The organism is Nocardioides sp. (assembly GCF_030655615.1).
GTDB lineage: Bacteria > Actinomycetota > Actinomycetes > Propionibacteriales > Nocardioidaceae > Nocardioides.
This window is the reverse complement of record NZ_JAURVJ010000114.1, coordinates 37,779-51,462: the sequence shown is the minus strand read 5'-3', so window position 1 is coordinate 51,462 and position 13,684 is coordinate 37,779. Positions and strand designations below refer to the sequence as shown.

At 68.8% G+C, this 13,684-nt stretch carries 13 protein-coding genes; all 13 read left to right on the top strand.

The genetic code is table 11. The features are described from left to right. The first annotated feature begins 300 nt into the window (after window positions 1-300). The 13 genes from rplJ (at window position 301) to Q7T52_RS09540 (ending at window position 13,656) form a co-directional block, all read left to right on the top strand. Window positions 301-1,008: a 50S ribosomal protein L10 gene (rplJ, locus tag Q7T52_RS09600; RefSeq protein ID WP_304801851.1), complete on the top strand. Its 708-nt coding sequence runs from the start codon at window positions 301-303 to the stop codon at window positions 1,006-1,008. Window positions 1,009-1,091: 83 nt separating this feature from the next. Beyond that, window positions 1,092-1,478 (top strand): 50S ribosomal protein L7/L12, encoded by a 387-nt coding sequence (gene rplL, locus Q7T52_RS09595; protein ID WP_304801849.1) that lies wholly within the window; start codon window positions 1,092-1,094, stop codon window positions 1,476-1,478. Between the two features lie 309 nt (window positions 1,479-1,787). Next, entirely contained in the window at window positions 1,788-2,744 is a 957-nt protein-coding gene (locus Q7T52_RS09590) for an ABC transporter ATP-binding protein (protein WP_304801847.1), read from the top strand. Window positions 2,745-2,750: 6 nt separating this feature from the next. Next, window positions 2,751-3,536, top strand: a complete 786-nt coding sequence (locus Q7T52_RS09585; RefSeq protein WP_304801845.1) for an ABC transporter permease — start codon at window positions 2,751-2,753, stop codon at window positions 3,534-3,536. A 5-nt stretch (window positions 3,537-3,541) separates the two neighbouring features. Beyond that, complete coding sequence (locus Q7T52_RS09580) at window positions 3,542-4,369, top strand: ABC transporter permease (protein WP_304801843.1); 828 nt, start codon at window positions 3,542-3,544, stop codon at window positions 4,367-4,369. A 4-nt stretch (window positions 4,370-4,373) separates the two neighbouring features. After that, on the top strand, window positions 4,374-5,666 hold the full coding sequence (locus Q7T52_RS09575; protein WP_304801841.1) for an MCE family protein: 1,293 nt from the start codon (window positions 4,374-4,376) through the stop codon (window positions 5,664-5,666). Further along, window positions 5,663-6,721, top strand: coding sequence for an MCE family protein (locus Q7T52_RS09570; RefSeq protein WP_304801839.1), 1,059 nt, complete (start codon window positions 5,663-5,665; stop codon window positions 6,719-6,721). The genes Q7T52_RS09575 and Q7T52_RS09570 overlap by 4 nt, the downstream gene beginning before the upstream one ends. Window positions 6,722-6,788: 67 nt before the next feature. Then, window positions 6,789-7,787, top strand: coding sequence for an MCE family protein (locus tag Q7T52_RS09565; RefSeq protein ID WP_304801837.1), 999 nt, complete (start codon window positions 6,789-6,791; stop codon window positions 7,785-7,787). After that, window positions 7,787-8,944, top strand: coding sequence for an MCE family protein (locus Q7T52_RS09560; RefSeq protein WP_304801835.1), 1,158 nt, complete (start codon window positions 7,787-7,789; stop codon window positions 8,942-8,944). Before Q7T52_RS09565 ends, Q7T52_RS09560 begins: the two co-directional genes overlap by 1 nt. Beyond that, window positions 8,941-10,407: an MCE family protein gene (locus Q7T52_RS09555; RefSeq protein WP_304801832.1), complete on the top strand. Its 1,467-nt coding sequence runs from the start codon at window positions 8,941-8,943 to the stop codon at window positions 10,405-10,407. Before Q7T52_RS09560 ends, Q7T52_RS09555 begins: the two co-directional genes overlap by 4 nt. Next, window positions 10,404-11,696, top strand: a complete 1,293-nt coding sequence (locus tag Q7T52_RS09550; RefSeq protein ID WP_304801831.1) for an MCE family protein — start codon at window positions 10,404-10,406, stop codon at window positions 11,694-11,696. Before Q7T52_RS09555 ends, Q7T52_RS09550 begins: the two co-directional genes overlap by 4 nt. A gap of 47 nt (window positions 11,697-11,743) precedes the next feature. Further along, complete coding sequence (locus tag Q7T52_RS09545) at window positions 11,744-12,805, top strand: hypothetical protein (protein ID WP_304801830.1); 1,062 nt, start codon at window positions 11,744-11,746, stop codon at window positions 12,803-12,805. Further along, a complete protein-coding gene (locus tag Q7T52_RS09540) occupies window positions 12,787-13,656 on the top strand; it encodes a DnaJ domain-containing protein (RefSeq protein WP_304801828.1) in 870 nt (289 codons plus the stop codon). The genes Q7T52_RS09545 and Q7T52_RS09540 overlap by 19 nt, the downstream gene beginning before the upstream one ends. Window positions 13,657-13,684: the final 28 nt, after the last annotated feature.

The window sequence follows — 13,684 nt, the reverse complement described above, 5'->3', positions numbered from 1 at the left end:
CGGCCCGTCCAGCATTGCTGGGCGGGCCGTCGTCATGGTCGGGCCCTCCGGCTCGCCCGGTGGCGAGGCCACCGATTTGGCCGCCCCCGCCGGCGCCCGTACAGTTCCATCCTGAAACCAGAGACCGCCGGTTGTCAGGCTGTGCATGCAGTCAGACCGAAGGTGCCGCAGAGATGCGGACGGCCCGCGCAGGATTCAGAGCAGCAGCCTCATCGAGGTCCACGCCCTGAGCCCCGCGCTCGGGGCGTTCGTCATTTCCTGACGATGCCGGGGGCGGTCTCCCCGTCCGGAAGGAGACCCATGGCGCGGGCAGACAGAAACGCCGCCGTCGCGGAGATCGTTGAGTCCTTCAACGATGCCGCCGGTGCCGTGCTGACCGAGTACCGCGGTCTCACCGTCAAGGAGCTGCAGGACCTGCGCCGCTCCCTCGGTGAGAACGCCAGCTACGCCGTGGTCAAGAACACGCTGGCCAAGATCGCCGCCAACCAGGTGGGCATCAGCGGCTTCGACGACCTGCTCACCGGCCCGACCGCCATCGCCTTCATCAGCGGTGACGTGGTCGAGGCGGCCAAGGGTCTGCGTGACTTTGCCAAGGCCAACCCCGCTCTTGTCATCAAGGGCGGCGTTCTCGACGGCAACATCCTCGACGCGAAGGAGGTCGCCAAGCTGGCCGACCTCGAGTCGCGCGAGGTGCTCCTGGGCAAGCTCGCGGGCGCCATGCTCGCGTCGCTCTCCCAGGCCGTCTACCTCCTCAACGCGCCTCTCGCCCAGGCCGCCCGTCTCGCGGGTGCGCTGCAGGCCAAGGCCGAGGAGGACCCCTCGATCCTCGCAGGTGGTGCCGGTACGCCGGCCGCCGCCGAGGAGGCCCCGGCTGCCGCCGAGGAGACCACGGAGGAGACCCCCGCCGAAGAGGTGCCCGAGGCTGCTGCAGAGCAGACCGAGGACGCCCCCGCAGCGGAGGACGCCCCCGCGGCCACCGACGAGGCCGCCGAGACCACCGACGCCTGATCCCAGGCTGACCACACCACCTGAAACCCGGTACGCCGCCGCTCACCGCGGACGTCGTGCCACCGAATGGAAGGAACGCCACCATGGCGAAGCTCAACACCACTGAGCTCCTTGAGGCTTTCAAGGAGATGACCCTGATCGAGCTCTCCGAGTTCGTGAAGCAGTTCGAGGAGACCTTCGGCGTCACCGCCGCTGCTCCCGTCGCCGTTGCCGCCGCTGGCGGCGCTGCTGCCGCTCCCGCCGAGGAGGAGGCCGCGCAGGACGAGTTCGACGTCGTCCTCGAGGCCGCCGGCGACAAGAAGATCAACGTCATCAAGGAGGTGCGCGCCCTCACCTCGCTCGGTCTCAAGGAGGCCAAGGAGCTGGTCGAGGCCGCACCCAAGGCGGTCCTGGAGAAGGTCGACAAGGCTGCGGCCGAAAAGGCCAAGGAGGCGCTCGAGGGCGCCGGTGCGACCGTCACCCTCAAGTGACCCGCTGCGGGCGAGCGGCTAGGACGACCTCCTAGCGCAGACCCGCGACACGACCGAGGCGACCACCCCCCAGGGGGGTGGTCGCCTCGGCGTTTTTATGTGGCGTTGTCGCAGGTGAGAGCGCATGTCACGGGTCAGTATCGGGATCCGGCCTTAACGTGACGTCACGCACAAACCCGCGTAACCTCGCGGCGACGGGACCGTTGTTACTGACGAGTGTGGTGGCAGCCACACGGTGCACAGCACAGGCACAGGGGTCCCGCATGCTCCCAGGCGCCTGCGCCGAACCGGGTCGAGAGAAGGACTTCCATGGGTGTTGAGATCAAGATCGACCATCTCACCAAGTCGTTCGGCAAGCAGATGATCTGGGGCGACGTGTCCCTGACGGTCCCCGCCGGCGAGATCAGCGTGATGCTCGGCCCCTCGGGCACGGGCAAGTCGGTCCTGCTCAAGACCCTCATCGGTTTGCTCAAGCCCGACAGCGGCTCGGTCATCATCGAGGGCACCGACATCGCGTCGTGCCCCGAGAAGGAGCTCTACGAGATCCGCAAGCTGTTCGGCGTCCTCTTCCAGGACGGCGCCATGTTCGGCTCGATGAACCTCTACGACAACGTCGCCTTCCCGCTGCGCGAGCACACCAAGAAGTCTGAGTCCGAGGTCCGTGACGTGGTCATGGAGAAGATGGACCTGGTCGGTCTCCTGGGTGCCGAGGACAAGCTGCCCGGTGAGATCTCCGGCGGGATGCGCAAGCGGGCCGGCCTGGCCCGCGCGCTGGTGCTCGACCCCGAGATCGTGCTCTTCGACGAGCCCGACTCGGGTCTCGACCCGGTGCGCACGGCGTTCCTCAACCAGCTGATCATCGACCTCAACGCCCAGATCGACGCGACGTTCCTCATCGTCACCCACGACATCAACACCGCGCGCACGGTGCCCGACAACATCGGCCTGCTCTACCACCGCCACCTGGCGATGTTCGGCCCGCGCGAGATGCTCCTGGCCTCGGAGGAGCCGGTCGTGCGCCAGTTCCTCAACGCCCAGCGCGTCGGCCCGATCGGGATGTCGGAGGAGAAGGACGCCGACGAGCTCGCCGCCGAGTCCGGCCAGGAGCTCCCGCCCCTGCCGCCCATCCCGATGCAGCTCGAGCCGTCCAACGGCATCCCGCGGCGCAGCCAGCGCGAGCCGGGAGCCTGGTGCAAGGAGAACGGCGTGACACCTCCGCCGGGCTCGTTCCAGAGTGCCGACGCCGGCCTGGCTCCGGGGACCTGACGCTAGATGGCATCCATCACGTCGGCGCGAGTCCTGCGACCCGTCGGCACCGCAGGCAAGCTGTTCGCCTTCGGTCTCGACGTCGGCCGCGGGCTCTTCCGCCGTCCCTTCCAGCTGCGTGAGTTCCTGCAGCAGGCCTGGTTCATCGCCTCGGTGACCATCGTCCCGACCGCCCTCGTGGCGATCCCGTTCGGTGCCGTCATCGCGCTCCAGGTCGGCGGCCTGATCAAGCAGTTCGGCGCCCAGTCCTTCACCGGCTCGGCGTCGGTCCTGGCCGTCATCCAGCAGGCAGGCCCGATCGCCACGGCGCTGTTGATCGCCGGCGCCGGAGGCTCGGCCATCGCGGCCGACCTCGGCGCCCGCAAGATCCGCGAAGAGCTCGACGCCATGATGGTGCTCGGCATCGACCCGATCCAGCGCCTCGTGGTGCCCCGGGTCCTCGCCTGCATGCTGGTGGCGTTCTTCCTCAACGGCCTCGTCAGCGTGGTCGGCGTCGCCGGCGGCTACGTCTTCAACGTGATCCTCCAGGACGGCACCCCCGGTGCCTACATCGCGAGCTTCACCGCGCTGGCGCAGCTCCCCGACCTCTACATCGGCCTCATCAAGTCGCTCATCTTCGGGCTCATCGCCGCGATCGTGGCGTCCTACAAGGGCATGAGCGCGGGCGGTGGCCCCAAGGGCGTGGGTGACGCGGTCAACGAGTCCGTCGTCATCACGTTCCTGCTGCTCTTCGTCGTCAACTTCGTCCTCAGCACGATCTACCTGCAGCTCGTGCCACCGAAGGGCGGTTAGCGGACATGGCCAACCTCAGAGCGGTGTACCAAAAGCCCGTCACCTTCGTCGACGACCTCGGCGAGCAGCTCGCGTTCTACATCCGCGCGCTCATCGCGACCCCGAAGTCGATCGTCCGCTACCCCAAGGAGATCGCCCGGATCCTGGCCGAGGTCACCCTCGGCTCCGGCTCGCTGGCCGTCATCGGCGGCACGGTCGGGGTCATCCTCGGCATGACCTTCTTCACCGGCGCCCAGGTCGGGCTGTCCGGCTACGCCGCGCTCGACCAGCTCGGCACCTCGGTCTACGCCGGGTTCGTCTCGGCCTACTTCAACACCCGCGAGATCGCCCCGCTCGTCTCGGGCATCGCGCTCGCCGCGACCGTCGGCTGCGGGTTCACCGCCCAGCTCGGTGCCATGCGCATCTCCGAGGAGGTCGACGCCCTCGAGGTGATGGCCATCCCGTCGATGCAGTTCCTCGTCACCACGCGCATCGTGGGCGGCCTCATCGCCATCGTGCCGCTCTACGTCGTCGGCCTGCTGTCGTCCTACGTCGCCAGCCGGCTGGTGGTCACCCAGTTCTACGGGCAGAGCGCCGGCGCCTACGACCACTACTTCAACGTGTTCCTGCCACCAGGAGACGTGCTGTGGTCCTTCGGCAAGGTCCTCGTCTTCTCCGTCGTGGTCATCCTCATCCACTGCTACTACGGCTACAACGCCTCGGGCGGTCCCGCCGGCGTGGGCGTCGCGGTGGGTCGCGCCGTCCGGTCGAGCATCGTCGCGGTCAACGTGATCGACCTCTTCCTGTCGATGGCCATCTGGGGCACCACCACGACCGTCAGATTGGCAGGGTGACCCGGTGAAGCGCGCCCTCCTCAACGCCCGCCTGCTCGGCATCGTCTTCCTGGCGATGCTGGTCGGCGGCGTCTACCTCACCTACGCGATCTTCACCAAGCAGTTCACCGACTACGAGAAGATCACCCTCGAGACGTCGTCCATCGGCCTCCAGCTGCCCGTCCGCGCCGACATCAAGATGCGCGGCGTCCAGGTCGGCGAGGTCCTCGACTACGAGGCGACCGTCGACGGCGCCACGGTCACCCTCGGCATCTATCCCGACCAGATCGACACGATCCCGGCCGACGTCACCGGATCGATCGTGCCCAAGACCCTCTTCGGGGAGAAGTACGTCTCGCTGGTCATCCCCGACGGCGAGCAGGACACGACCAAGCTCCAGGCCGGCGCCACCATCTCCAAGACCCAGGTGTCGACCGAGGTCGAGAAGGTCCTCTCCGACCTCTACCCCCTGCTCGAGGCCGTGCAGCCCGCCGACATCAACACGACCCTGACGGCGCTCGCGTCGGCCCTCGAGGGCCGCGGTGACAAGCTCGGCGACAGCCTCGAGACCCTCGACGCCTACCTCAAGCGCCTCAACCCGCGCATCCCCGAGCTGGTCGAGGACCTCAGGCTGACGTCCGACGTCTCCGACATCTACAACGAGATCCTCCCCGAGGTCGGCGAGGTGCTGGAGAACACCGTCACGACGACCGGCACCCTCGAGGACCGAGAGGCCAAGCTCAACGCCCTCTTCCGCGACGTGGCCGGGTTCTCCAACACCGCACGCACCTTCCTGGCCGACAACGAGGACAACATCGTGCGACTCGGCTCGCTCAGCACGCAGACCCTGCGCGTGCTGGCGCGCTACTCGCCGGAGTTCCCGTGCCTGGCCGGTGGCATCGTCAAGGCCGGCAAGCTCCAGGCCGAGGCGTTCCGCAACTTCCAGCTCCACATCGTCCTCGAGACGCTGCCGCGCCAGCCGCGGCCCTACGACGTCAACGACCGGCCGCGGATCGCCGAGAACCGGGGGCCGACCTGCCTCAACCTTCCGACGCCGCCCTGGTCGCAGGCCAACCCCGTACGCCGCATCCCCGACTTCAACGACGGCGTCGACCGCCCGACCGGCAAGGGCACGGACCGCGTCGCCACCGGCTACCTCGTCCGCGACGGCGAGAGCTCGCAGGGCACCACGGGCGAGTTCGACCTCTACCGCGAGCTCCTCGCACCCGGCCTCGGCGTCACGCCCGACCAGGTCGGCGACCTCGGACCGCTCCTGATGGGCCCGATGGCGCGCGGCTCGGAGGTGAGCATGCGATGAAGCTCCTGGACAAGAAGACCTCCACCGACGCCACCAAGCTGGTCATCTTCATGGTGGTCACGATCATGGCGACCGGACTGCTCGTCATCGTCATCGGCAACATCGGGTTCAAGGGCAGCCAGGACTACAAGGCCGTGTTTCTCGACGCGACGGGCGTGGTCAAGGGCGACGACGTCCGCATCGCCGGCGTCAAGGTCGGCACGGTCAAGGACATCGAGGTGGTCGACGGCGACGACGCCGACGGTCCCGACAAGATGGCCGAGGTCTCCTTCACCGTCGAGAACGGCACCGAGCTGACCCAGGCGACCTACGCCGCCATCCGCTACCGCAACCTGGTCGGCCAGCGCTACCTGTCGCTGAGCCAGGGCGAGGGCGAGCCCGGGCTGCTCGAGCCGGGGGAGACCATCCCCGAGACCCGGACCGACGAGGCGCTCGACCTCACGCGCCTGTTCAACGGCTTCAAGCCGCTCTTCGAGGCCCTGTCGCCCGACGACATCAACAAGCTGTCGTTCGAGGTCATCCAGGTGTTCCAGGGCGAGGGCGGCACCCTCGAGGGGCTGCTCCAGAGCACCGCCTCGGTGACCGACACGTTGGCCGACCGCGACGCGGTCATCGGCCAGCTGCTCGAGAACCTCGACTTCGTCCTCGACCACATCGCGGACCGCGACGACCAACTCTCCGCGCTGATCGTCAACTTCCGCACCCTGGTCGCGGGTCTGAAGGACGACCGGCGCGCGATCCTCGACTCGTTCGACCAGATCACGCAGCTGTCGGTCGAGACGGCCGACCTGGTGGCGGGCGTGCGGCCGCCGTTCGTCGAGGACATCAAGCAGCTGCGCCGGCTCACGGCCAACATCGACCGCAACAAGCGCGAGCTCGACCGCGCCCTGCAGGTGCTGCCGATCAAGCTCGACAAGATCGGCCGCACCGCGGCGTACGGCTCGTTCTTCAACTTCTACCTCTGCAACTTCAAGGGCGTGGTGAAGATCCCGGGGCTTCCTCAGCAGTCCATCGAGGCGACCGACATCGGTGGGGCGAGGTGTGACCTCGGATGAACCACCCCACGAGACCCTGCGTCCGGCTCGCTCCGCTCGCGAGCGGCATGCTCCCGAGGGGACCCCGATGAAGCCCTTCCGCGAGCGCAACCCCGTGATCATCGGCGCGCTGAGCCTCGCCGTCCTGGCGATGCTGCTGCTGGCCGCCTTCCGCGCCCAGGACCTGCCGCTGATCGGTGGTGGCGACACCTACTACGCGATGTTCGAGGACACCGGCGGCCTGCAGGCGCAGGACGAGGTCCGGATGGCCGGCGTCCGCGTCGGCATCGTCAAGGACGTCGAGATCGACGACGGCCAGGTCAAGGTCACCTTCAAGATCACCTCCGACGAGCAGTTCGGCAAGGACACCGGCGCCGCGATCCGCGTCAAGACCCTGCTGGGCTCGATGTACCTCGCGCTCGAGCCGGCGGGCGACGACCAGCTCAAGAAGGGCTCGGTCATCCCCGCCGACCGCACCGAGGAGCCGTTCGACGTCATCGACGCCTTCAGCGGGCTGGCCGACACGATCGGCGACGGCAGCAAGACGAGCGACATCGACACCACCCAGCTCGCCGACTCGATCACGGTGCTGGCCGACCTGACCCGCAACACGCCTGAGGAGTTCAAGGGCGCTCTCGACGGGCTCTCGCGGCTGTCGGCCAACCTGGCTGACCGCGACGGCGAGATCAACTCGCTGCTCACCAACCTCAAACGGGTCTCGACCGTCCTCGACGACCGCGACGAGGACATCGTCAAGCTCATGGACGACGCCGACGTCCTGTTCGAGGCGCTGCTGCAGCGCCGCGACCAGCTCCACCAGCTCCTGGTGTCGACGCAGACCCTGTCCAAGGAGCTGACCGCGCTGGTGCGCCAGACCCGGTCCGACCTCAAGCCCGCCCTGGTCCAGCTCGACCGGGTCCTCGACGTCATCAACAAGAACGAGGACAACCTCGACAACAGCCTGCGGCTGATGGCGCCGTTCTACCGGGTGTTCGCCAACACCCTCGGCACCGGCCCGTGGTTCGACACCTACATCCAGAACCTGCCGCCCGTCCCGGGTGCCGGCACGGGAGTGGAGATCGGCTGATGGACCTCCTCAAGCGCGCCGTTGCGCCCCTCGTCATCCTGATCCTCGTCGTCGTCGCCGGCTTCACCCTGTTCCGGGACGGCGAGGGTGACAAGAAGCTCACCGCCTACTTCCCGCGCACGGTCTCCCTCTACGAGGGCAGCGACGTCCGCGTCCTCGGCGTCTCGGTCGGTCAGGTCGACAAGATCGTCCCCGACGGCACCCGGGTCCGGGTCGAGATGTCCTACGACTCCGAGGTCCGGCTGCCCAAGGACGCCAAGGCGATGATCATCTCGCCCGCCATCGTCGGTGACCGCTACGTCCAGGTGACCCCGGCCTACACCGGCGGCGCCGAGATGCCCCGCAACGCCGTGCTCGAGAGCGACAGCCAGGTCCCGCTCGAGCTCGACGAGATCTACGCCAACCTCGACCGCCTCACCGTCGCCCTCGGACCCAACGGCGCCAACGCCGACGGTGCGCTGACCGACCTGCTCGAGGTCACCGCCAAGAACTTCGGTGGCCAGGGCAACCAGTTCAACCAGACGATCCAGAACTTCGGTCGACTCAGCACCACCCTCGACAACAACAAGGACGAGCTGTTCGGGGCGGCCGCGGAGCTGCAGAAGTTCATCACCACCCTCGCCGACAACGACACGACGGTGCGCAACTTCAACGACTCCCTCGGGCGGGTCTCCACCCTCCTGGCCGGCGAGCGGCAGGAGCTCGCCGGGTCGCTCAAGAACCTGGCGACCGCGCTCGACGAGGTCGGTGGCTTCGTCCGCGAGAACCGCGAGATCCTCGGCACCGACATCAAGGGCCTCAACCGGGTCGCCAAGGTCCTGGTCAAGCAGCGTGCCGCCCTCGACGAGACGCTGCGGATCGCCCCGCTGGCGCTCAACAACCTTCAGCTGACCTACAACCCCGACGCCGGCACCCTCGACACCAACGCCAACATCGGCAACCTGGTCACCGAGATCACCAGCAACCCCACCGCCGTGCTGTGCGCGCTGGTTGCCGCCAACGACCCCACCGGCTCGATCTGCGACGTCATCCAGACCCTGCCGCTGCCCCGCGCCGCGACGTTCGGCCCGGGCACGGGATCGCTCTACACCTCGTCGTCCGACGCCACCCTCGGCGGCCTCGTACCGGCCGCCACCACGACCGGAGACCCCAAGTGAACCGCCTCGCGCGCGCCCTGGTGGCCCTGGTGATCGGCAGCGTCGTGCTGTCGGGATGCGACTTCGACGTCTACGAGCTCCCGCTCCCGGGTGGCGCCGACGTCGGCGACAACCCGATGACGGTCACCGTCGAGTTCGAGAACGTCCTCGACCTCGTGCCGCAGTCGAGCGTCAAGGTCAGCGACGTCACCGTCGGCAAGGTCAAGTCGGTCGAGATCAAGGAGAAGGACGACGAGAACGGCGACCTGGGCTACGTCGCCGAGGTGAAGCTCGAGATCCGCGGCGACACCGAGCTCCCGGCCAACGCGACCGCCACCCTGCGCCAGACCAGCCTCCTGGGCGAGAAGTTCGTGTCCCTCGACGCCCCCGAGACCGGGGCCGACACCGAGAAGCTGGCCGACGGCGACGAGATCCCGATCGAGCGCACCGGCAAGAACCCCGAGATCGAGGAGGTGCTCGGCGCGCTGAGCCTGCTCCTCAACGGCGGTGGTCTCGACAAGGTCAAGACCATCGCGACCGAGGTGAATGCTGCGCTCGAGAACCGCGAGGACTCGGTGAAGTCGCTGCTGACCCAGGTGTCGGCCTTCATGGGCCAGCTCGACGCCAACAAGCAGGACATCGTCGACGCCATCGAGTCGCTCAACGAGCTGGCCAAGGGCGTGCGCCGCCAGCAGCCCAAGATCGACCTGGCCCTCGAGGAGCTGCCCAGCGCGCTGCTCTCGATCGACCGTCAGCGCGGCGACCTGGTCGACATGCTCCAGGCGCTCGACCGGCTCGGCGACGTCGGCGTCCGCGTCATCCGCAAGTCGAAGAGCGACACCATCACGTCGATCCGCCAGCTGCAGCCGACCCTGACGCAGCTCGCCAACGCCGGCGACGACCTGGTCAACTCGTTCAACGTGATCCTGACCTACCCGTTCGTCGACGAGGTCGTCGGCCGCGACCCGCAGGTCGCCCGCAACCTCCACATCGGCGACTACACCAACCTCTCGGTCGAGCTCAACCTCGACCTGGGCAACACCGAGATCCCCGGCATCCCCTGCACGCCGTTGGGCCAGATCCCCCAGGTGGGCCCGCTGCCCGACTTCGAGGACCTCTGCGCGGGCGCCCAGGACGCGTTGGCCGACTGCCTCGACAACTTCACCCGGGCCTGCATCCGCGGTCTCGTCGACGCGGTCTGCGACGCGACGCCCAACAACCCGATCTGCGACGTCGTGGGCGGACTGATCGGCGGGCTCCTCGGTAACGGCGGCCTCCTCGGCGGCGGCGGCAACGGTGCCAACGGAGGCGCCGGTCCGGCTCTCCCGGGCCTGCCAGGGCTCGGAGGCCTCGGCGGGCTGCTCAACCGGCCCGCCGTCGGCGCCAGCACCAAGGCCGGCCGCGGACCCACGATGGGCCAGCTGATGGCCGTCTACGACCCGGCTCTGGTGAGCCTGCTGACCCCGGGAATGGTGCTGCGATGATCACCCGTCGGACCAAGGTGCAGCTGCTGATCTTCGTGGTCATCACGCTGCTCGGCGTCTCCTTCGTGGGGGCGCGCTACGCCCGCCTCGACGAGAAGGTCCGCGACACCAGCTACGAGGTCACCGCCCACTTCGCCGAGGCCGGCGGCATCTTCGCCGGCGCCGAGGTCACCTACCGCGGTGTCGGCATCGGCACCGTCGACCGGCTCAAGCTCACCGAGGCCGGCGTCGACGTCGTCCTCAAGATCGACAACAAGTGGGACGACATCCCCGCGGACTCCATCGCCGCCGTCGGCAACCGGTCCGCGGTGGGGGAGCAGTTCGTCGAGCTGCAGCCCAAGGTCGACAAGGGCGACGTCCTCGAGCAGGGGTCCGAGATCCAGCTCGTCGACACCCGTACGCCGATCGCCACCGAGACGCTGCTCGCCGACCTGTCGACGACGGTCAGCTCGGTCGACCAGGACGCGCTGCGCACCACGGTCGACGAGCTCGGCAAGGCGTTCAACGGCACCGGCGACGACCTGCAGCAGATCATCGACACCGGCACCTCCTTCATCGATGCGGCCGACGCCAACTTCGACATCACCACCAAGCTCATCGAGGACGGCAACACCGTCCTCAACACGCAGATCGACTCGGAGTCGAGCCTCCGGACGTTCGCCAACCAGCTCGCGCTCTTCAGCGGCACGCTGGCCGACGCCGACCCCGACCTGCGCCGGCTGATCGACAACGGGTCGTTCGCGGCCAACCAGCTGCGCACGTTCATCGAGGACAACCGGATCGAGCTGTCGTCGCTGCTCAACAACCTGGTGACGACCGGCGAGATCTTCGTCGACCACCTCGACGGGCTCAACCAGGTCCTGGTGATCTACCCCTACATCGTCGAGGGCGGGTTCACCGTCGTCTCCAAGAGCCCAGGCACCGGCAAGTTCGACGCCCACTTCGGCCTCGTCCTCAGCACGACCGAGCCGTGCCTCGAGGGCTACGAGGGCACCGTCCGACGTCCCCCCAACGAGCGGTTCACGGACCCGGGCATGAACGTCAACGCCAAGTGCACCGAGCCCGCGACCAAGACCAACGCCCGCGGTGCGCAGAACCTCCCGCGGTCGGCGACCTCGTTCGCCCGGCCCGACGCGTTCTTCGACCCCGACACCCGCAAGGTCACCTACGCCGACGAGACCGACCCCGACCCGGTCGCCCCTTGGGAGTCCGGCGGTACCGTTGCCCCTCGTTCGCTCGGAAAGGAATCGTGGAAGTGGCTGTACCTCGAACCCATGACGGGTCAGTAGGTCCCCGCTCCGACTCCGCTTCCCCCGTCCTGACAATCCTGTCCGCGGTGTTCGCCGTCGCGATCGTGGTGTGCCTGGTCGTGCTGGGGGTGCGCTACGCCGACACCTCGGGATCGTTCGGGGACCGGGTGGGCCAGGTCTTCACCGGTGACGACGAGACGGCCGCCGAGCCGACCGTCGACGACACCCGCACCCGCGAGCTCGTGGCGAGCCAGGCCAACCAGTTCATGATCCGGATCAACACCTACGGTCCCAAGGACCTCGACAAGAGCAACAAGATGCCGGGCTACGTCGAACGGGTGAAGGAGATGATCACGCCCAAGCTCGACGTCGAGTTCGAGAAGCAGGTCACCCTCGCCGAGCAGAGCGTCGCCCAGGCCGGCCTGGCGCGCACCATCCAGCTCTACGCGACCGGCACCGACTCGATCGACACCGACCTAGCCACCGTGCTCGTCACCGGCTCGATCAGCCAGTCCTACCCCGACCCGACCAAGGACGGGCGGATCGAGTACGAGCCGCTCCTGTTCCGCTACGAGGTGCGGCTGGTCAAGACCGAGGGCACCTGGCTCGTCGACGACTTCACCCCGGTCAAGGGCGAGGTCGAGGGCGAGCCGACCGACGCGCCCGCGGACCCCACGGCCCCCTCGACGGTCGACCCGAGCAGCGACCCGAGCAGCGACCCGAGCGGAGCCGCCTCGTCGGGCGTCGTGGAGCGCTACGCCGAGATCGTCGCCAACCGGCAGGACAGCCTCTCCGTCGCGCTCGACGCACTCTCCGGCTGCGGCTTCCCGACCGCGGCCCCCGCTGACGACGCCGCGTGCGCGGCGGCCCCCGCCGCGGTGGGCGACGCCGCCCGCAGCCTGTCCAACAGCCTCAAGGGCGCGAGCAACCCCGACAGCAAGGTCTTCGCCGGCGCCCCGCCGGCCGCCATCGCCGACCTGGTCAGCGCCACGCAGGTCGCCGCCGCCAACGTCGACGCCGCCGTCGTGGCCCTCGACCCCACCTGCGTCAGCGGGGCCTCTGCCGACTGCGCCACGCAACGAGGAGCGGTCGCCGCGGCCAGCAACAACCTGGTGGACGCGCTCGGTGGATGGGCGGCGATCCAGTGACCCCGAGCTGGTACGACGTCCTCGGCGTCGACGAGACCGCGACAGCCGACGAGATCCGGGCCGCGTGGCAGGAGTCGGTCGCGGGGCTCGACCCCACCGACCGCCGCTTCAAGCAGCGCAACCGCGCCGCCGAGGTGCTGCTCGACCCCGAGCGCCGCGCCGCGCACGACGCCGACCTGGCGGCCCAGGACCCGGACGAGGACGACCTCGGCGGCTCCACCGACGTCGTCGACCCCGAGACCCCGACCGGCGCCTCGGCCGCGCCGGACACCGCGGTCAGGGTGCGCACCCGACGTACGGCTGAGGCGGGGGACGAGGGCGAGCCCGGCACCAGTCGTGTCGCCCTCGCCGTCGGGCTCGGCATCGTGGCGCTGGTCCTGGTCGTCGCGACCGTCGTGGCCCTCGTGGCAGGGGGCGGCTCGACCGCACCGGCCGCGGCCGACGACGACGGCCTTCCCGACGCCCGCCAGGTCCAGGCCGCCCGAGCGGCGGCCGAGACGGCGATCGGTCCGGTGCTGTCCTACGACTACCGCACCCTCGACAAGAGCCGGGCGGCGGCGACGTCGTTCATGACCCCGGCCTACGCCGACGAGTACGACAAGAACTTCGCCGTCATCGAGGAGAACGCGCCCAAGTCCCAGACGATCGTCACCGCCCAGGTGGTCTCGTCCGGGATCGTGCGCACCGGCGACGACCGGGTCGACGTGCTGGTCTTCGTCAACCGGCCCACCCGCAACGTGTCCAAGGACGTCGTCTCGCGCGACCAGGTCACCGTTCGGATGCTCGACGTCGACGGCTCGTGGTTGGTCGACTGCCTCGTCACCTCCCCGGGCGGCACCTGCGGCGACTAGCCGCCGGTGGTCGTACCTGTGGAAACGC

Excerpts from the sequence above, each read along its gene's own strand:
- rplJ (WP_304801851.1), top strand. The coding sequence starts at position 301 with ATGGCGCGGGCAGACAGAAACGCCGCCGTCGCGGAGATCGTTGAGTCC.
- Q7T52_RS09540 (WP_304801828.1), top strand. The coding sequence starts at position 12,787 with ATGGGCGGCGATCCAGTGACCCCGAGCTGGTACGACGTCCTCGGCGTC.
- Q7T52_RS09570 (WP_304801839.1), top strand. The coding sequence starts at position 5,663 with ATGAAGCTCCTGGACAAGAAGACCTCCACCGACGCCACCAAGCTGGTC.
- rplL (WP_304801849.1), top strand. The coding sequence starts at position 1,092 with ATGGCGAAGCTCAACACCACTGAGCTCCTTGAGGCTTTCAAGGAGATG.
- Q7T52_RS09590 (WP_304801847.1), top strand. The coding sequence starts at position 1,788 with ATGGGTGTTGAGATCAAGATCGACCATCTCACCAAGTCGTTCGGCAAG.
- Q7T52_RS09580 (WP_304801843.1), top strand. The coding sequence starts at position 3,542 with ATGGCCAACCTCAGAGCGGTGTACCAAAAGCCCGTCACCTTCGTCGAC.
- Q7T52_RS09550 (WP_304801831.1), top strand. The coding sequence starts at position 10,404 with ATGATCACCCGTCGGACCAAGGTGCAGCTGCTGATCTTCGTGGTCATC.
- Q7T52_RS09585 (WP_304801845.1), top strand. The coding sequence starts at position 2,751 with ATGGCATCCATCACGTCGGCGCGAGTCCTGCGACCCGTCGGCACCGCA.
- Q7T52_RS09565 (WP_304801837.1), top strand. The coding sequence starts at position 6,789 with ATGAAGCCCTTCCGCGAGCGCAACCCCGTGATCATCGGCGCGCTGAGC.
- Q7T52_RS09560 (WP_304801835.1), top strand. The coding sequence starts at position 7,787 with ATGGACCTCCTCAAGCGCGCCGTTGCGCCCCTCGTCATCCTGATCCTC.